The organism is Mesorhizobium sp. M1D.F.Ca.ET.231.01.1.1 (assembly GCF_003999155.2).
Taxonomy (GTDB): domain Bacteria; phylum Pseudomonadota; class Alphaproteobacteria; order Rhizobiales; family Rhizobiaceae; genus Mesorhizobium.
This window is the reverse complement of the sequence record NZ_RZOZ02000002.1, coordinates 207,312-225,458: the sequence shown is the minus strand read 5'-3', so window position 1 is coordinate 225,458 and position 18,147 is coordinate 207,312. Positions and strand designations below refer to the sequence as shown.

At 64.3% G+C, this 18,147-nt stretch carries 15 protein-coding genes; 10 read left to right on the top strand and 5 right to left on the bottom strand.

From position 1 onward, the window contains the following. Nucleotides 1–118: 118 nt before the first annotated feature. Together EN874_RS07435 and EN874_RS07430 are read right to left on the bottom strand one after the other, a co-directional pair. On the bottom strand, nt 119–3,202 hold the full coding sequence (locus EN874_RS07435) for an efflux RND transporter permease subunit (protein WP_127426001.1): 3,084 nt from the start codon (nt 3,200–3,202) through the stop codon (nt 119–121). Further along, nucleotides 3,199–4,479, bottom strand: a complete 1,281-nt coding sequence (locus tag EN874_RS07430; protein ID WP_245513508.1) for an efflux RND transporter periplasmic adaptor subunit — start codon at nt 4,477–4,479, stop codon at nt 3,199–3,201. Before EN874_RS07430 ends, EN874_RS07435 begins: the two co-directional genes overlap by 4 nt. A 148-nt stretch (nt 4,480–4,627) precedes the next feature. On the opposite strand from EN874_RS07430, the gene EN874_RS07425 reads away from it, so the two are divergent. After that, nucleotides 4,628–5,161 carry a TetR family transcriptional regulator gene (locus EN874_RS07425; RefSeq protein ID WP_126087253.1) on the top strand — a complete coding sequence of 178 codons (534 nt, stop codon included), beginning with the start codon at nt 4,628–4,630 and terminating at the stop codon, nt 5,159–5,161. Nucleotides 5,162–5,240: 79 nt separating this feature from the next. Next, entirely contained in the window at nt 5,241–6,842 is a 1,602-nt protein-coding gene (locus tag EN874_RS07420; protein ID WP_126087254.1) for an inorganic phosphate transporter, read from the top strand. Here EN874_RS07420 and EN874_RS07415 read toward each other — a convergent pair. The 3 genes from EN874_RS07415 to EN874_RS07405 form a co-directional block, all read right to left on the bottom strand. Then, the gene (locus EN874_RS07415) at nt 6,839–7,660 is read right to left on the bottom strand and encodes an MFS transporter (RefSeq protein WP_127426002.1); all 822 of its coding nucleotides are present in this window, start codon (nt 7,658–7,660) and stop codon (nt 6,839–6,841) included. The two genes, EN874_RS07420 and EN874_RS07415, sit on opposite strands and share 4 nt — an antisense overlap. A 317-nt stretch (nt 7,661–7,977) precedes the next feature. Then, nucleotides 7,978–9,138, bottom strand: coding sequence for a patatin-like phospholipase family protein (locus EN874_RS07410; RefSeq protein ID WP_127426003.1), 1,161 nt, complete (start codon nt 9,136–9,138; stop codon nt 7,978–7,980). Then, nucleotides 9,131–9,913, bottom strand: coding sequence for an acetoacetate decarboxylase (locus EN874_RS07405; protein WP_127426164.1), 783 nt, complete (start codon nt 9,911–9,913; stop codon nt 9,131–9,133). The genes EN874_RS07410 and EN874_RS07405 overlap by 8 nt, the downstream gene beginning before the upstream one ends. A 223-nt stretch (nt 9,914–10,136) precedes the next feature. Between EN874_RS07405 and EN874_RS07400 the strand changes: the two genes are divergently transcribed. The 8 genes from EN874_RS07400 (at nt 10,137) to EN874_RS07365 (ending at nt 18,138) form a co-directional block, all read left to right on the top strand. Then, the gene (locus EN874_RS07400; protein ID WP_127426004.1) at nt 10,137–10,925 is read left to right on the top strand and encodes a 3-hydroxybutyrate dehydrogenase; all 789 of its coding nucleotides are present in this window, start codon (nt 10,137–10,139) and stop codon (nt 10,923–10,925) included. A gap of 177 nt (nt 10,926–11,102) precedes the next feature. Then, nucleotides 11,103–11,921, top strand: coding sequence for a sulfurtransferase/chromate resistance protein (locus EN874_RS07395; protein WP_127426005.1), 819 nt, complete (start codon nt 11,103–11,105; stop codon nt 11,919–11,921). Next, complete coding sequence (gene chrA, locus EN874_RS07390) at nt 11,918–13,306, top strand: chromate efflux transporter (RefSeq protein ID WP_127426006.1); 1,389 nt, start codon at nt 11,918–11,920, stop codon at nt 13,304–13,306. The genes EN874_RS07395 and chrA overlap by 4 nt, the downstream gene beginning before the upstream one ends. Before the next feature lie 102 nt (nt 13,307–13,408). Further along, a complete protein-coding gene (locus EN874_RS07385) occupies nt 13,409–14,293 on the top strand; it encodes a dihydrodipicolinate synthase family protein (protein ID WP_127426007.1) in 885 nt (294 codons plus the stop codon). Nucleotides 14,294–14,316: 23 nt separating this feature from the next. Next, nucleotides 14,317–14,976, top strand: coding sequence for a GntR family transcriptional regulator (locus EN874_RS07380; RefSeq protein ID WP_127426008.1), 660 nt, complete (start codon nt 14,317–14,319; stop codon nt 14,974–14,976). 64 nt (nt 14,977–15,040) lie between these two features. After that, nucleotides 15,041–16,378: an extracellular solute-binding protein gene (locus EN874_RS07375; protein WP_127426009.1), complete on the top strand. Its 1,338-nt coding sequence runs from the start codon at nt 15,041–15,043 to the stop codon at nt 16,376–16,378. Beyond that, the gene (locus EN874_RS07370; protein WP_127426010.1) at nt 16,378–17,316 is read left to right on the top strand and encodes a sugar ABC transporter permease; all 939 of its coding nucleotides are present in this window, start codon (nt 16,378–16,380) and stop codon (nt 17,314–17,316) included. Before EN874_RS07375 ends, EN874_RS07370 begins: the two co-directional genes overlap by 1 nt. Then, a complete protein-coding gene (locus tag EN874_RS07365; protein WP_126087263.1) occupies nt 17,317–18,138 on the top strand; it encodes a carbohydrate ABC transporter permease in 822 nt (273 codons plus the stop codon). Nucleotides 18,139–18,147 lie beyond the last annotated feature (9 nt).

The following is an 18,147-nucleotide window of genomic DNA, read 5'->3' as shown; positions in this document are numbered from 1 at the left end:
GGGTCAAGTAGCAGGCTGGTTGCCGCCTTCGGCGGACACGTCGAAGCAGCGGGGCGACCGCCAAAAAAAGAGGCCGGAAATATTCCGGCCTCTTTTGTTTTTCGAACTCGTCTTGTCGTCAGGTCGGCAGCGCCGGCATCAGCTTCGGATCCGGCTTCTCGGCGAGATGCGGAAGATCCTTGCTGGCGATGAAGGTGTAGAACATGGGCACGACGAACAGCGTGAACATCGTGCCGACGAGGATACCGGTGAAGATCACCAGACCCATCGAGTAGCGGGCCGCGGCGCCGGCGCCGCTGGAGATGATCAGCGGCACGACGCCGAGCGCCATCGCCGCCGTCGTCATCAGGATCGGCCGCAGGCGCACCTTGGCCGAGGCGATGATGGCGTCACGGCGCCGCATGCCATGGACCTCGCGCTGCTGATTGGCGAACTCAACAAGCAGGATGCCGTGCTTGGTGATGAGGCCGATCAGCGTGATCAGTCCGACCTGCGTGTAGATGTTGAGCGTGCCGAGCCCGATGTTGAGCGGCACGATGGCGCCGAAGATCGAGAGCGGCACGGCCATCATGATGATAAGCGGATCGCGGAAGCTCTCGAACTGGGCGGCCAGCACCAGGTAGATGACGACCACGGCGGCCGCAAAGGCGATCAGGATGGTGTTGCCCTGCTCCTTTTCCTGCCGCGACTGGCCGGAATAGTCGATGAAGAAGGTGTCGGGAAGCGTTTCCCTGGCGAGGTCTTCCAGCACCTTCAGCCCGTCGCCGGTGGTCACGCCGGGCAGGGGCAGGGCGGAGATCGTGGCCGAGTTCAGCTGGTTGAACTGCTCGATCGCCGCCGGCGAGGCGTTGGTCGAGATTTTCACCACGGCCGACAGCGGCACCATCTTGCCGTCGACGCTACGCACGAAATACTCGCCGAGCTTGGCCGGATTGTCGCGGAATTCCTGCGGCACCTGCGGGATGATGTCATAGCTGTTGGAGTCGCGGTCGAACTGCGCCACCTCGGCGCCGCCGACAAGCAGCGTCAACGTGTTGCCGATATCGGCGATCGGCAGGTTCAGTGCCGCCGCTCGCTCGCGGTCAATTGTCACCGTCACTTGCGGCGCGTCGTAGGACATCGAGTTCTGGACGACGATGAAGCGGCCGGAAGCCTGCGCCTTGTTCTTGATCTTCTCGGCCTGGTCGAAGACCTCGGACGGATCGCCGGTCGAGCGGACCACCATGGAGATCGGCAAGCCGCCGCCCGAGCCAGGCAGTGTGGGTGGCGCGAAGACGAAAGCCTCGACGCCCGCGACCTTGGCCAAGCGACCGGTGATGTCGGCCTGGATTTCCTTCGAGCTGCGCTGGCGTTCGGCCCAGTCTTTGAAGGCGAAGCCGACAAAGGCGCCGTTGGTGGCGCCGCCGAAGGCGACCGCCGAGAACTGCGCCCGCGTTTCTGGAATGTCCTTCACAAGACCGAGGATCTGGTTGACGTAGGTCTCGGTGTAGTCCGAGGTGGCGTAGCGCGGCGCGGTCACGATCGAGAGCAGGAAGCCCTGGTCTTCTTCCGGCGCCAATTCGGTCGAGGTCTTGGTAAACATGAAGCCGGTGAGCGCCACCAGCGCGAGGACGATGATAAAGGTAACCGGCCTGTTCCTGAGCGAGGCGGTGACTGCCCGCTCGTAGACGCGCTCGACCCGACTGAAGGTGCCGTCGACGATGCGCTGGAAGCGGCCATGCACGCCAGGCTTCAAGAGGCGCGCCGACATCATCGGTGTGATGGTGACGGCGATAAGGCCGGACAAGACCACGGAGCCGGCCAGCGTCACCGCGAATTCGCGGAACAATGCCCCGGTCAGGCCGCCGGTGAAGGCCAGCGGTGCGAACACGGCGGCCAGCGTGATGGTCATGGCGACGATGGCCGAGAAGATCTCGCGCATGCCGTTGAAGGCCGCCTGCATCGGCGACATGCCTTCTTCTTCCATGTGGCGGTGGATGTTCTCCACCACCACGATGGCGTCGTCGACGACGAGGCCGATAGCCAGCACCATGGCCAGCAGCGACAGAAGGTTGATCGAGTAGCCGACGGCAAACAGGATGAAACAGACGCCGATCAGCGACAGCGGGATGGTCACGATCGGCATCATCACCGAGCGGAACGAGCCGAGGAACAACAGGATGACGACGATGACGATGGCAACCGCCTCGACGATGGTCTTGAACACCTCTTCGATCGAGGCGCTGATCTGCTCGGTGGAATCGTAGACGACCTCGATCGTCATGCCTTTCGGCAGCGTCTCCTGAATCACCGGCACGAGCTTGGTGACTGCCGCCGCCGTCGTCAGCGGGTTGGCCGCCGGCGTCGGGAAGATGGCGAGGAACGTGCCGGGCTTGCCGTTGAAGCTCACCCTGGTGTCGGTGCTGGCAGCGCCGAGCTCGACGCGCGCCACGTCACGCAGGCGCACCACCTGCCCATCCGTCGAGCGGATCGGCAGCTGGGAGAAGGCTTCCGGCGTCTGCAAGGTCGAGTGAACCGTGATCGACGAGACCACATATTCGTTCTGGGTGTTGCCGGGCGCCGAAAGGAAGTTGGAGTTGTTGATCGCGGTCAGCACGTCGGCGGCGGTGGCGCCGCGGGCGGCAAGCCTGACCGGATCGATCCAGACGCGCATCGAATATTCCTCGGCGCCAAAGATCTGGACATCGGCTACGCCTTCCACCGTCGAAATGCGTGGTCGAACGACGCGCTCGATGTATTCGGTGAGCTGCTCCTTGGTCATGTTCGGATTCTGCATCGAGATGTACATCATCGCGAACTGCTGGCCGGTGCCCTTGATGATCACCGGGTCCTTGGAGGCATCCGGCAGCGTGCCGCGCACGCCCTGAACCTTGGACAGCACCTCGGTCAGCGCAACGTCGGGATTGGAGCCGAGCTTCATCTGCACGGTCACGGTGCTCGAAGAGGGGCGGCTCGACGAGGTCACGTAGTCGATGTTCTCGGTCGAGGCGACGGCACGCGCGATCGGCGCGGAGATGAAGCCCTGGATCAGGTCGGCGCTGGCGCCGGGATAGGCCGTGGTGATGGTGATCGCCGTCTCATCCACCTTCGGATACTGGCGGATCGACAGGTTGAAGATGGCCTGGAAGCCCAGGAGCAGGATCATGCAGGCCAGCACCGTCGACAGCACGGGCCGGCGAATGAAGATATCGGAAAAGCTCATTGCTGAACCTGCTTGTTCGCCGATTTGCTGGGATCAATAGTGTTGTCGACGGCAACCGACATGCCGTTGAAGAGCCGGTTCTGACCGGCGGTCACGACCTGATCGCCGGCCTTCAGGCCCTCGGTGATCTCGACCATGCCGTTGTTGCGGCGGCCGAGCTTGACGAATGCCTGCGACAGAACGAGCGCCGGCTGCTGCGCGGCCTCGGCCGGCTTCTTAGCGTTGTCGGCAGGCTTTGCCGTGTCGGAGGCGGGCTTCGAGGCATCGGTTTGCGGCTTGGCGGCATCGCCGGCCGGCTTCTCCGCGCCGGCTTTCTGGTCTTCCGGTTTCGCCGGCGCGGCAGTACCGACATCGGCGGGCTTGGCCGGCACGACCACGAAAACGAAGTCGCCGTAGAGGCTCGACGTCACCGCCGTCTGCGGTACGGAGATGACGTTGTCTTCCTCCGGCAGCTCGACGCGGATCTGCACGAACTGGCCAGGCGTCAGCTTGCCCTCGGGATTGGCAACCTCACCTCGGATCGACACCAGCCGGCTCGCCGGGTCGATCTTGGGGTCGATACCACGAATGGAGCCGGCAAACGGCATGTCCGCGCCGCTCGAGCCGATCCGCACGGTCTGGCCGATCTTGAGCGACGGCAGCTGCTGTTCGGGAACCGTGAAGTCGACCCGCATCGTGTCCAGATCCTGGATAGTCACTACCGGGGTTCCCGGCGCCAGATATTGGCCGATATCGATCCTTGGAATGCCCACCGTGCCGTTGAACGGCGCCGACAGCTGCTTCTGGTCGAGCACCGCCTGCAGCTTGTTGACCTGAGCGGCAGCGGCAACTGCCGCTGCCCGCGCCAAGTCAAGCGTTGCGTCCGTGCCGACGCCGCGCCGCTGCAACTCGAGCGCGCGGGTCAGTGCCGCCTGGAAGGAGGCGGCCTGCGCCTTCTGTGCCGCCAGGTCGGCCTTCTCGACGGCATCGTCGAGCTGCAGGAGCACGGCGTCGGCCGCGACCTTCTGGTTGGCGTGGAAGAGGATGTCCTTGACGATGCCGGCCGTCTCGACGGTCAGGTCGACGCCGCGCACGGCGTTGACGGTGCCGATCGCCTCGACGCCGGGCGTCCAGTTCGCGGGCTTCGCGACAACGGTCGACACTGTCGCGGCCGGCGGCTTCATGGTGGCGAAAAACTGCTTGATCGCACTGTCGCGAAACAGGTTGAAGCCGACGATGCCGGCGCAGACCACAGCGAGCAGCAGCAGAAATCCGGTAATGATGGCGAAGCGCTTCACGAACAGACCCCTCGAGCCGGCAACCGGCAAAACAATCGATGCCGGGACACATACCGGCGATGGGTCCCGATTTCAAATTTCGGGCGCTTTACTGTACCGTCTGGACGGTCTTGTCAATTCCGCATATGCTAATGTAGGTGGAGGGGTGATGAAGGCTCGCAGGGCGAATTCGCGCGACAGGATATTGGCCGCCGCCGCCGACGTGGCGCGCGAGGCGGGTCCGGGAAGCCTGTCGCTCGACGCGGTTGCCAGCCGCGCTGGCGTCTCCAAGGGCGGCCTGCTTTACAACTTCCCGACCAAGGCCAAGCTGATGCAGGGGCTGGTCGAGAACTACCTCAATGCTTTTGAAAAGGCACTCGAGGAACGCACGGCCGAGGCCGGCGACGGAAGCGCGCTCGCGGCCTACATTCGGCTCTCGGCCGACGATTGCGAGAAGCCGAAACCTTCGGCCACCTGGATATTCTCCGCGATTGCCGAGGATCCGGAATTCCTGACGCCGATAAATGCCTTCAAGCGGCAGCTTTTCGAACGGCTGAAGGGGGAGACGGACGACCTCGGCTCGCTGCTGGTCTGCTTCCTCGCCATCGAAGGCCTGCGCAGCATGAACCTTTTCGATTCCGACGTGCTTTCGGAGGACGAGCGCAAGCTGCTGGTGGCCTCGCTCCTCAGGATAGCCGGATAGGTTGCAGGCGTCACACCAGCTTCATCCTGGGGACATAGCGTTCTTCCGGTTCTTTGCTGCAATGCAAAAGGAGTGGGACATGGTGGACGTTGTTTCCAGTGAGGCGGGGATTCCGAGACCGGATCACCCATTAGAGCAATCGAGCGGCGCCAAATGGTTCCTGCCGGCCTTCGGCGTGCTGGTTCTGGCCGGCCTGATCTATGTCGGCTATGCGCTGAGCCAGGATCTGGCGATCGCCAAGACGGTGCCCTGGATCCTGCTCGGCATCGCCCTGCTGATCGCGCTCGGCTTCGAGTTCGTCAACGGCTTCCACGACACCGCCAATGCGGTGGCCACCGTCATCTACACGCGCTCCCTGCCGGCGGAATTCGCCGTCATGTGGTCCGGCGTCTTCAACTTCCTCGGCGTGCTCACCTCCAGCGGCGCGGTGGCGTTCGGCATCCTGTCGTTGCTGCCGGTCGAGCTCATCCTGCAGGTCGGCTCCTCGTCAGGCTTCGCCATGGTGTTCGCGCTCTTGGTGGCGGCGATCCTGTGGAACCTGGGCACCTGGTTCCTCGGTCTGCCGGCGTCCAGCTCGCACACGATGGTCGGCTCGATCATCGGCGTCGGCCTCGCCAACCAGTTCATGGCGCCGGCCGGAAGCGCCACCAGCGGCGTCGAGTGGGGGCAGGCGAGCAATGTCGGCCTGTCGCTGCTTGTCTCGCCGCTTGTCGGCTTTTTCGCCGCCGCCATCCTGCTCTATGCGATGAAGCTTCTGGTGCGCAATCCGGCGCTCTACGAGGCCCCGAAGGGCAACACGCCGCCGCCGTGGTGGATCCGCGCCCTGCTGATCTTCACCTGCACTGGCGTCAGCTTCGCGCATGGCTCGAACGACGGCCAGAAGGGCATGGGCTTGATCATGCTGATCCTGATCGGCGTGGTGCCGACCGCCTATGCGCTCAACCGCACGCCGGACATCAACTATCTGGAAGCCTACAAGTCGGCTTCCGTCGCCGTCGAGCAGGCGCTGGGCAAGTACGCCAAGCCGGGCGTCACCGTCGCCGACGCCAAGGCCGCGGTTCAGGAGGCTGTGCGCAGCAAGACCTGGAACGATCAGACGACCGTGGCGCTGCAGACCTACATCCACAACACGACCGCCGGACTGCAGCCCTATGCCAGCATCGACAAGGTGCCGACCGACCTGGTCAGCAACGCCCGCAACGATATCTACCTGATCGGCGAAGCGCTGAAGCTGATCGACAAGAAGAAGCTGCTGCCGATGCAGGACGCGGACCTGAAGGCGGTGACCGACTATCACAAGGCAGTCGACAACGCGACGAAGTTCATCCCGCTGTGGGTGAAGATCGCCGTGGCGCTGGCGCTCGGCCTAGGCACCATGGTCGGCTGGAAGCGCATCGTCGTCACCGTCGGCGAGAAGATCGGCAAGAGCCACCTGACCTATGGCCAGGGCGCCGCCGCCGAGCTGGTCGCGATGATCACGATCGGCGCTGCCGACCGTCTCGGCCTGCCGGTGTCGACCACCCACGTCCTGTCGTCCGGCGTTGCCGGCACGATGGCGGCGAACGGCTCCGGCCTGCAGTGGGCGACCGTGCGCAACCTTTTGCTCGCCTGGGTGCTCACGCTGCCCTGCTCGATCGCGCTGTCCTTCGTCCTCTTCGTGGTGTTCCGCCAGGTGTTCTAGCGTTCGAAGCGGAAAATCAGAGGCGGCGCCGTTCGCGGCGCCGTTTCTTTTTGGCGGAAAGCAGGGGTCAGTACGCCCGGGTAATCGCCAGCACCGATGCTCTGCACATGCGGAACGATCAGCTGCCAGGGTCCGGGCGAGGTAATCATTCCCATGGTGATCGCGACTGCGAAGTCGGCCAGTCCGATGAAATTCCAGAAAGTTGCCGCCCTTCGGCCCCCGGCTGTGCCGGTCGCCACGGCGATCGCCGCCGGCAGCGCGAGCAGTCCGGTCAGCATGTCGCCGATGCCTGCCGGCATTGCGAAGACGCCGGGCAGCCCACCATGCAGCCAGGCCGCGATCGCCCAGCTGCCGAATATGCGGTAGAGCTGAAGCGTGACGAGCCAGTTCGCTGGTATCGCATCGAGCACCTGCCCAATCCGTTTTGAGAACAGCAGCAGCGGCGCGCCGATCACCACCGGCAGGAAGATCGCCGATGGCAACACCGGAAAAGACGCGGTGTCCGGGTGGAAGACGCCGTTGATAGCGGCGCTCCAGGCGACGGCGAGCCACAGGGTGTCCGGGATCATGATTGCCAGCCAGGTCGCGCGGCGTTGACCCAGCGTCAAGCTCGTGTGTTCGAGGCCGAGCCACAATCCCAGTGCGACGAGCCCGTGGGCGGCGAGTTGGTGAGCCGTGGTCGGAATGCCGCTGCCCGGTATCGCCGGCCAACTGTAGATCAGCAGTAGCCATAGCGCCGTGAGCGGCGCAAACCAGAGCAGGCTGCGCCAGGGATCTTGCGACGGAACGATAGCAGAGGGAACAGCTTCGGCGGTCATCGGCGGCACTCCATCGAGCCTGGCGCATTTGCTTTCGCCCGGATGTACGCCAGCTTTCCGCAAGCGCCTATTCGCGGTAATGTTGATGGGCTATCAAGCAGAACTTCACAGTTCGAAGGCGTTACCAAGCGTTGCCCTGCACCGCGGTTTTCGCCGAGGCGCCGCAGAAACTCAGGGTGTCTCTTGTCGGATGAGTCGGCGGTGCGCCTTTATGAGGCGCGTCGGACCAACGCGTGATGCACACCCGACGCCCAGCATCGGGCTGACCGAAGCCGGTGAAGGTTTCCTTCCGCGCGCAAAACCTGCCTTCGACAATATCAGGTCGGATCTTCCCGATGCAGGTCGTGGATGGCGACGCCTTCGACATTGGTCGGCAGCATCAGCCACTGCTTGTGGCGCAGCGTGCGCTCGGTGTCCTCGAGGCCCATCTCCCAGTGCTCGCGCATCGAGGTGCCCGAGAACTCATAGTCCTTGGCGTGGCCCTCATAGCCTTTGTGCTGGTAGATCAGGTGGACGATGTTGACCACGCCGGCGTCGGAATAGTCGGCGATCAGCTCCCTCTCGCCCTCCTTCAGCAGTTCCGGTGGAACGCGCTTGAGGGCATCGAGCAGCTTCATCTTCAGCGCATGGATGCGCTGGAAATTGTCGGTGTTCTGGCGCGTGCGGCTCGAATACATGATATCCTTGTGGCGCGACAGCACCTCGGCCATGCCGCGCGGCAGCGCGCCGCGGGCGCTGAAAAGATCGACCTGGAACACCAGCGAGGAACGGTCCTCTTCCTGGTCGAGCAGGTACTGCAGCGGTGTGTTGGAGACGATGCCGCCGTCCCAGTAATACTCGCCCTCGATGCGGATCGACGGGAAGGCCGGCGGCAGCGCGCCGCTCGCCATGATGTGCTCCGGTCCGATGCGCACCTTGTCGGTGTCGAAATAGACGAAGTTGCCGGTCCTGACATTGACCGCGCCGACGCTCAGCCTTTTCCTGCCGTCGTTCAGCACATCGAAATCGATCAGGCTCTCCAGCGTCTCCTTCAGCTCGGCGGTGTCGTAGAAGCTGGTCGCGCCATCCGCGCCCGGCGGCTGGAACCATGGGTTGGGACTGCGCGGCTTGAAGAAGCCGGGCTGACCCATGGTCATCGTCATCCATGACGAGGTGCGGTTGCGGATGTCGCGGTAGACGTCGCCTTCGGGCGTGTAGGCCCAGATCTTGCGGCCCGAGACCGTCTGCCAGAACTGCTCGAGACGCCGCAGCCGCCGGCTCGGCTCGTTGCCGGCGATGATCGAGGCGTTGATCGCGCCGATCGAAACGCCGGACAGCCAGGTCGGCTCGCAGCCGGCGTCGGAAAGCGCCTGGTAGACGCCGGCCTGATAGGCGCCCAGCGCGCCGCCGCCCTGGAAGACCAGAGCGACGCGGTCATATTGCTGCGAGATTTCCTGGATGGTGGCGGCGATAGCCTCGCTTCGGGTGCGTTCAAGCACGAGCCTTCTCCGGCTGGATTGCACTGGCGGCCGACTGTTCAGGGAGATAGTCGTGGACGACTTCGCCGAGCCCAAGCGTCAGGTCGGCGGTGAAGTGGACGGCCGACACCACCTCGAGCACTGGCAGCTTCGCCACATCGGCCATGACATGCGGCCGAAGGTCGAGCGCGGCCGGCGCCGTCCAGGCTTCCTTCAGCGTCACGTCGGTCAGGTAGTAGCGTACCAGCTCGCAGATGCGCGGGCTGCCGTCGACATGCGGGATGATCTTGATCAGGAAGTTGGGCGCGGCGAGCGAGGCGAGCACGGAATCATGGTCGGCTTCGCGGTGCTTGTAACCCATGGTGCCGGTGGCGCACAGAACGCTGCCATAATGCAGCGTGCCCACCACCACCTCGCCCTCATGCACGATCTTGGGGCTGGCGAGCTTCTTCGGGAAACCCCAGAGCTCGCGGCCGCCGGCGATCGGCGCGTCGTCGTCGAGATACATGGAATGGACGTAGCCGCCATGCTGGCCGCCGAAGCGCACGGGGATCACCTGGCCGGTCTCGGTGTACTCGCCGAAACCGGTCGAATCCGGCATGCGGATGAACTCATACTTGACCAGCGGCTCGTCGATCTCGAGCGGCTTCGGCACCACCGCTTCCAGCGCCTCGCGTGTCGTGCGGTAGGTGATGATGATGTATTCGCGGTCGAAGAAGCGGTATGGGCCGGGCGGGAAGGACGGGTTGGTGAGCGGCATGGCATAGGCGCGCTTCACGACATCGGCGATTTCCAAGCTATTCACCCATCGGCTCAGGAATGACACACGCGAGACGCGCAGGAGGATTATGTTGCACGGCACCATGACAGTGCCATGTCACCCTCTCGCCCGCCAGCTTCTCGGCTCCCGGACTGCATCACAACATTGTAATCGCAACGACATTGGTCATGACATTGTTATGTTGCGGTGCACAAACTATGTGCCTTCGCAGTTGCACTCACCTGTCGCGAGATTTCCCATGGGTTCCCTGTCTTCGAAGAATGCGCTCGTCACCGGCTCGACCAGCGGCATCGGGCTGGCAATCGCCCGCGCCTTTGCCGCCGAGGGCGCCAACGTCACCATCAACGGCCTGGGCGATGCCGCGGCGATCGAAAAGGAACGTGCCGGCATCGAGAACGACTTCGGCGTCAAATGCCGCTACTCGGACGCCAACATGATGGACGGCGCGGCGGTGACCGCCATGATCCGTGATGCCGAAGAGGCGTTCGGCAGCCTCGACATCCTGGTCAACAATGCCGGCATCCAGCATGTCGCGCCGATCGACGAGTTTCCAGACGACAAGTGGGAGGCGATCATCCGCATCAACCTGCTTGCCGCCTTCTATGCCATCAAGGCGGTGCTGCCCGGCATGAAGAGCCGCAAATGGGGCCGCATCATCAACACGGCGTCGGCGCACGCGCTGGTCGCCTCGCCGTTCAAGTCGGCTTATGTCTCGGCCAAGCACGGCATTGCCGGCCTGACCAAGACAGTGGCGCTGGAAGTGGCGCAGGACGGCATCACCGTCAACGCCATCGCGCCCGGCTATGTCTGGACGCCGCTCGTGGAGAAGCAGATCCCCGACACGATGAAGGCGCGCGGCATGACCGAGGAGCAGGTCAAGCACGACGTGCTTTTAGCCGCGCAGCCGACCAAGGAGTTCGTCACCGTCGAGGAACTCGCGGCGCTGACGCTCTTCCTCTGCTCGGACGCCGCCAGGCAGATGACCGGCACGACCCTGCCGATGGATGGCGGCTGGACGGCGCAGTAGCCGAAACAGCGCTCGCGGAAAGGACGGCGGGCGGGAACGCCTTCCTCGGCAATTGGATTCTTGACAATCGCAGGCGAGCGTTCCAGCATTCTGGTCAAGGGGTTCCCCGCGACGACCCCGTGAGGCGTCAGCCCAACGATCGCGTCCAAACTCTCTTCGTTTCAGGAGGTGGACGCCATGCCATCAACAACCGCAATCACCGTTCCACAGCTTTCCCGTCTCGTCGGCCTGCCGGACGCACCTGTTCTCATCGATGTACGCATTGACGACGACTACCAAGCCGACCCGCGCCTGCTGCCGGCTTCTTACCGGCGCGATTTCAGAACCGTCTCGACCTGGGCGGCCGCGTTCTCCGGATCGAAAATCGCCGTCATCTGCCAGAGAGGGCAGAAGCTCTCGCAGGGCGTGGCGGCGTGGCTGCGCCACGAAGGCATTCCCGCGGAGTCGCTGGAGGGTGGCTTCGAGGCCTGGGCTGCTGCCAAGGCGCCATTGGTCACAGCCAGCGCGGTGCCGCCGCGCGACGAGAAGGGCCGCACCGTCTGGGTCACCCGTTCCCGGCCGAAGGTCGACCGCATCGCCTGCCCGTGGCTGATCCGCCGCTTCGTCGATCCTAAGGCGGTGTTCCTGTTCGTCGACCCGGCCGAGGTGCCTCTGGTGGCCGATCGCTTCGCCGCGGTTCCCTTCGACATCGAAGGCGTGTTCTGGAGCCACCGCGGTGAGCGCTGCACCTTCGACACTATGATCGAGGAATTCGGCCTGCGCATCGAGGCGCTCGATCGTCTGGCGCTGATCGTGCGCGGGGCCGACACGGCGCGCCTCGACCTCGTGCCGCAGGCGTCCGGGTTCCTCGCCGCCTCGCTTGGGCTGTCGCGCATGTTCCGCGAAGATCTCGAACATCTCGAAGCCGGCATGCTTCTCTACGACGCCTTCTTCCGCTGGTGCCGCGACGCCATCGACGAGACGCATAACTGGCCGGTCGGAGGCAAGCCACAATGACCGTGCTTGCCAAAGACGGCGCCGCGCAGCCGGCCGAAGTCCCGGTCATGCCGAGCTTCCGCGAGGCGACGCGGCTCTGGGCGAAGATCGGACTGCTCTCCTTCGGCGGGCCGGCCGGGCAGATCGCCCTGATGCACAAGGAGCTGGTCGAGGAGCGCCGCTGGATCGGCGAGGAGCGCTTCCTGCATGCGCTCAACTACTGCATGCTGTTGCCGGGACCCGAGGCGCAGCAGCTTGCCGTCTATATCGGCTGGCTGCTGCACCGGACGGCCGGCGGCCTCGTCGCCGGAACATTGTTCGTGCTGCCCGGTGCGCTGGTCATGCTTGGCTTGAGCAGTTTCTACATGCTCTACAATGACGCGCCGGTCATCGAGGCGTTGTTCTTCGGCATCAAGGCGGCGGTGCTCGCCGTCGTCGTCGAAGCGGTGATCCGCATCGGCAAGCGGGCGCTGAAGAACCGGGTCATGGTGGCGATCGCTGTGGCGGCTTTCCTGGCCATCTATGTCGCCAGGCTGCCGTTCCCACTGATCGTGCTGGCGGCAGGTCTGATCGGCTGGATCGGCAGCCGCTTTGCGCCGGGCCTGTTTTCGGGCGTGGCGCACGGCAAGGGCAGCGCCGCTGCCGACAGTCGCGGCGTGGTCGATCTGATGTTCGAGCGCGGCGAGCTCGGCCACGCCGTGCCGAGCAGATGGCATGCGGTTCGCACCATCGCCATCTGGCTGCCGATCTGGCTGGGCCCGGTGGCGCTGATCGCCTTGCTTGCCGGCCCGGGAAGCGTGTGGGCGCAGATCGGTGGCTTCTTCAGCCTGATGGCCGTCGTCACCTTCGGCGGCGCCTACGCGGTGCTCGCCTATGTCGCGCAGGCAGCGGTGACGTCGTTCGGCTGGCTTTCGCCCGGAGAAATGGTCGACGGGCTGGGGCTCGCCGAAACGACGCCCGGGCCGCTGATCCTGGTGCTGCAATTCGTCGGCTTCGCCGCCGCCTATCGCCATGCCGGGGCAGTCAGCCCATTGCTTGCGGGATCGCTGGGGGCGGCGCTGACGCTCTGGGCCACCTTCGTGCCCTGCTTCTTCTGGATATTCCTGGGCGCGCCCTACATCGAGCAGTTGCGGCAGAACAAGGCGCTGTCGGCGGCGCTCGGCGCGATCACGGCTGCCGTCGTCGGCGTCATCATGAACCTGGCGCTGTGGTTCGCGCTGCATGTCGTCTTCGGCAAGGTCGTGAGCGTCGGCTGGGGCGTCGAGGTACCTGTCCTGTCCTCGCTCGACTGGCGGGCCGCGCTGCTGTCGGCGGCGGCGATGATCGTCATGCTCAGGCTGAAGGTCGGGATGCTGCCGACGCTGGCGGGATCTGCATTGGCGGGATTGGCTCTACAGGCATTGTGAATTTATTTCTGGCCGCCGCCGACGTGATCAACGGACTTGTTTACAGCTAACATGTTAGTATGATAATGCTGCCTGCAGATTGATGAATTGGAGACTTTGCAGGTGGCTTCGCGCTTTGGTCTGTCGGTTGCGCTCACAACGCCCTTTGATGCCGCCGGGCGGATTGCCGTCCCGCTGATGACAGCCCATGCCAAGGCTTGTCTCGAAGCCGGTTGCAGCAGCGTGACGCTGTTCGGCACCACTGGTGAAGGCGCTTCGGTCGGCACGGCGGAGCGGCAGGCGGTCATCAACGCCATGCTTGCCGCAGGCATCCAGGCCGATCGGCTCGTTGCCGGCGTGCTGGTCGATGCGGCGGAAGACGCTGCGGAGCAGTGCCGCCAGGCCTTGCAGCGCGGCGCCCGCAACATCCTGCTGGCGCCGCCGAGCTACTTCAAGAATGTCGGCGACGACGGGCTGTTCGGCTGGTTTGCCGCCGTATTCACGGCGCTCGGTGCGCTCGCCCGCGGCATGCTGCTCTACAACATCCCCTCGGTCACGACAGTGGAGCTGTCGCTCGACCTGATCGGCCGCCTGCGCAAGGCGTATCCGGACGTCATCGCCGGGGTCAAGGATTCCGGCGGCGATTGGGCCTACAGCGAAGCGCTGCTCAAGGCGCATAGCGACCTGATCATCCTGATCGGCGACGAACGGCATCTGGCGCCCGCGGTGCGGATCGGCGGTCAAGGCGCGATTTCCGGCATGGCCAATTTCGCCGGTCGCGAGCTTTGCGCCATTGTGGAGAGCGGGCGCGACGATCCCCGTGTGGAGGGCTTCGTCCTCGAGCTGCTCAGGCGTCCGGTCATTCCGGCGGTGAAGGCCATGGTGGCGCGACAGACCGGCGACGAGCGTTGGCTGACGGTTCGGCCGCCGCTCGAGCCGATGGCATTGCAGGAGCGGCAGCAGCTTGGCGCCGCTTACGACCGGCTGTTCGCGACGCAAGCGGCCTGAACGGCAAAGGACGCGGGATCGGCATGGACGATACGAGCGAACCGGCAACTCTGAGGGAAAAGGCCTATGCCAGCTTCACGCGGCATCTTTTGGCCCGCGACCTGAGACCCGGCCAGTTCGTGTCCCAGCGCGAGCTGGTCGCCTTCACCGGCCTGCCGCTCGGCGCCATCCGCGAGATCGTGCCGCGGCTCGAGGCCGAGGGGCTGCTGACCACCATACCGCAGCGTGGCATGCAGATCGCGCATATCGACATCAGCCTGATCCGCGAGGCTTTCCAGTTCCGCCTGTTCATGGAGCGTGAGGCGGTTGCGCTCTTTGCCGTCAACGCTTCCGACACCGAGATTGCGCAGCTCAAGCGCGAGCACGAGGACATGCTCGCCCAGGCGCTGGCGCAAACCCCGACGCCGGAAATGGAAGCCCAGGCGCAGAGCATCGACTGGGCCATGCATGACACGTTCATCAGCGCGCTGGGCAACGAGATCATCGCCAAGGCCTATCTGGTGAATTCGGTGAAGATCCGGCTGATCCACCAGGAGCGGTTCCGCATCGACGGTCGCGTCGTGCCGGTCATGCGCGAGCATCTGGCGGTGATCGATGCGCTGGAGAAACGCGATCCGCAGAAGGCGGTCGAGGCGATCAGCCGGCACATCGACAATGCGCGCCGGCTGGCGCTGCAGATTTGAGGAAGCAGGACCGCGTCGCAATCGTCGCGGCGCAATCGACAACGACAACAACCGGGAGGAAGAGATGTCGTCCAATCCGTTCAATCCAACCAGAAGGCAGTTGCTCCGGGGAACCGCTGCACTGGCCGCCGCAGGTTTCGCCGGTCTTCGTCCGAGTTTCGCCGCGGGCGTCGACTGGAAGCGCTTTTCCGGCACCACGCTCGACGTCAATCTGGTCAAGAGCCCGCGCAGCGAGAACATTCTGAAGAACCTCGCCGAGTTCGAGGAACTGACCGGCATCAAGGTCAATGCGGAGGCGACACCCGAACAGCAGCAGCGCCAGAAGACGGTGATCGAGCTCAGCTCCGGCAAGCCGAGCTTCGACGTGGTGCATCTCAGCTACCACGTGCAGAAGCGACAGTTCGAGAAGGGCGGCTGGCTGGCCGACATTTCCGGGTATCTTGCCGATCCGGGCCTCACCGATCCGGGGCTGGTCGAAAGTGACTTCGCCGAGGCCGGCATTCAGTTCGCCAAGGACAGCCAGGGCGTGCTGCGCTCACTGCCGTTCTCCGTCGACTACTGGATCCTCTACTGGAACAAGGAGCTGTTCGACGCCAAGGGGCTGAAATATCCCGAAACCTTCGAGCAGCTGGTGGCTGCCGCCGAAGCGCTGACGGATCCGTCCAGCAACACCTTCGGCTTCGTCGCACGCGGTCTCAAGAACGCCAACACGCCGGTCTGGACGTCGCTGATGCTCGGCTACGACATGACGCCGCTCGGCAGCGACGGCAAGCTGCGCACCACTTCGCCGGAAGCAATCGAAGCCGCCAGCCTCTATCAGCGGCTGATGACCAAGGCTGCGCCTCCGGGCGTCACCGGCTTTAACTGGGCCGAGGCGCAGTCCGCTTTCCTGCAGGGCAAGATCGGTATGTGGTTCGACGGCGTCGGCTTCGCGCCGCCCATGGAAAATCCGGAGAAGTCGCGGGTGGTCGGCAAGGTCGGCTACGGCGTTGTGCCCAAGGGTCCCAAGGCGCATGCCGCGGGCACTTTCGGCGACGGCATCGGCGTGGTTTCCGCCAGCACGAAGAAGGAAGCGGCCTATCTGTTCTGCCAGTGGGCGGTATCGCCTGCCATGGGCGCACGGCTGCTGCAGGCCGGCGCCGGCGTGCCGTTCCGCAAGTCCGTGCTGGAAGACCCCAAGGTGCGCGAGGGCGTCACCATGCCGCCGAGCTGGCTGGATGCCGTGGTCGGCTCCGGCAACATCAGCCGGCTGGCGCTGCCGGTCATCATCCCGGTCACCGAGTTCCGCGACATTTATGGCGTTGCGCTGACCAACATGATTGCCGGTGCCGACCCGGCCGACGAACTGAAGAAGGCCACGGAGCAGTTCCAGCCGGTTCTCGACAGGAGCGAGCAAGGCTGATGTCCGCCATCGCCCCAGAACGCGCGGGGGTGACGACGCAAGCCATCGAAGAGAGCCAGCCGCTTCGGCTGGCCCCCAACTACTGGCCTTTCGTCGTCCCGGCGCTCGTAGTCGTCGGCGCCGTGATTGTCTTTCCCTGGGCCTTTACGCTGTGGATGAGCGTCAACAGCTGGACGCTCGGCCAGTCGCGAAGCTTTGCCGGCATGGAAAACTATCTGCGCCTGGCGACCGATCCGCGCTTCTGGGAATCGCTCTGGCATACCTTGATCTACACCTTCCTGTCAGTCGTCGCGCCAATGTTCCTGGGCACCGTCGCCGCCTTGATCTTCGACGCGAAATTTCCGTTGCGCGGTCTGCTGCGCGGACTTTTCGTGATGCCGATGATGGCCACACCGGTTGCAGTGGCGCTGGTCTGGACGATGATGTTCCACCCGCAGCTCGGCGTGCTGAATTACCTTTTGTCGCTGGTCGGCATTCCGGCGCAGGAGTGGATCTTCAACCCCAACACGGTCATTCCTTCGCTGGTCGCGGTCGAGACCTGGCAGTGGACGCCGCTGGTGATGCTGATCGTGCTTGGCGGGCTGGCATCCGTGCCGCGCGAGCCGTTCGAGAGCGCCGAGATCGACGGCGCCAACGCCTGGCAGCAGTTCCGCTATCTCACCTTACCGATGATCGCGCCGTTCCTGATGATCGCGGTGATCATCCGCACGATCGATGCGTTGAAGAGCTTCGACATCATCTACGCGATGACCCAGGGCGGGCCGGGCACCGCCTCGGAGACGATCAACATCTACCTCTACAACACCGCCTTCTCCTACTACGACATGGGCTACGGCTCGGCCATGGCCGTGGTCTTCTTCATCGTCATCGTGGCGCTGTCCTTCATCCTGTTGATGCTGCGCCAGCGCTCGCAATGGATCGACGCGGAGGGCAAATAGATGGGCTCGCGGCTGCTCAACAAGATAGGCCTGTTCTTCGCGGCGCTGGTGCTGGTCTCGCCGGCGATCCTGTTCTTCCTCTGGATGGTGTCGCTGTCGCTGAAGTTCGAGATCGACAACGGCGCCTACCCGCCGATCCTAATCCCTGAGCGCTTCGCCTGGTCGAACTATGCGAAGGTGTTCGAGGAGAACAATTTCCTGCTCTATATGTGGAATTCGGTTCTGGTGACCGGCACGGCAACCCTGCTCGCTCTCTTGATCGGCGTGCCGGCTGGCTACGGCATCGCCCGGCTCAAGGCAGAGCGCTCGGCGATCGTCATCATGATCGCGCGCATGACGCCGGGGCTCTCCTATCTCATCCCGCTGTTCCTGTTGTTCCAGTGGTTGGGGATCCTCGGCACGCTCTGGCCGCAGATCATCATCCATCTGGTTGTGACGGTGCCGATCGTGGTCTGGGTGATGATCGGCTATTTCGAGACGACGCCGATGGAACTGGAAGAGGCGGCCAATATCGACGGCGCCTCGTCTTGGCAGGTGTTCCGGCTGGTGGCGCTGCCGATCGCCAAGCCTGGCATCGTCGTGGCCTTCATCCTGTCGATCATCTTCTCGTGGAACAACTTCGTCTTCGGCGTTGTGCTCGCCAGCCGCGAGACGCGGACCTTGCCGGTCGCCGTCTACAACATGCTGTCCTACGAGCAGGTGAGTTGGGGGCCGCTCGCCGCGGCGGCGCTGGTGGTGACGCTGCCGGTGCTGGTGCTGACCATGTTCGCGCAACGGCAGATCGTCGCCGGGCTGACCGCCGGCGCGGTCAAGGGCGGCTGAGCGCCTGAT

Coding starts and splice junctions, on each gene's coding strand:
- EN874_RS07375 (WP_127426009.1), top strand. CDS start 15,041: ATGTCGTCCAATCCGTTCAATCCAACCAGAAGGCAGTTGCTCCGGGGA.
- EN874_RS07415 (WP_127426002.1), bottom strand. CDS start 7,660: ATGACCGCCGAAGCTGTTCCCTCTGCTATCGTTCCGTCGCAAGATCCC.
- EN874_RS07435 (WP_127426001.1), bottom strand. CDS start 3,202: ATGAGCTTTTCCGATATCTTCATTCGCCGGCCCGTGCTGTCGACGGTG.
- EN874_RS07370 (WP_127426010.1), top strand. CDS start 16,378: ATGTCCGCCATCGCCCCAGAACGCGCGGGGGTGACGACGCAAGCCATC.
- EN874_RS07420 (WP_126087254.1), top strand. CDS start 5,241: ATGGTGGACGTTGTTTCCAGTGAGGCGGGGATTCCGAGACCGGATCAC.
- EN874_RS07425 (WP_126087253.1), top strand. CDS start 4,628: ATGAAGGCTCGCAGGGCGAATTCGCGCGACAGGATATTGGCCGCCGCC.
- chrA (WP_127426006.1), top strand. CDS start 11,918: ATGACCGTGCTTGCCAAAGACGGCGCCGCGCAGCCGGCCGAAGTCCCG.
- EN874_RS07380 (WP_127426008.1), top strand. CDS start 14,317: ATGGACGATACGAGCGAACCGGCAACTCTGAGGGAAAAGGCCTATGCC.
- EN874_RS07395 (WP_127426005.1), top strand. CDS start 11,103: ATGCCATCAACAACCGCAATCACCGTTCCACAGCTTTCCCGTCTCGTC.
- EN874_RS07365 (WP_126087263.1), top strand. CDS start 17,317: ATGGGCTCGCGGCTGCTCAACAAGATAGGCCTGTTCTTCGCGGCGCTG.
- EN874_RS07400 (WP_127426004.1), top strand. CDS start 10,137: ATGGGTTCCCTGTCTTCGAAGAATGCGCTCGTCACCGGCTCGACCAGC.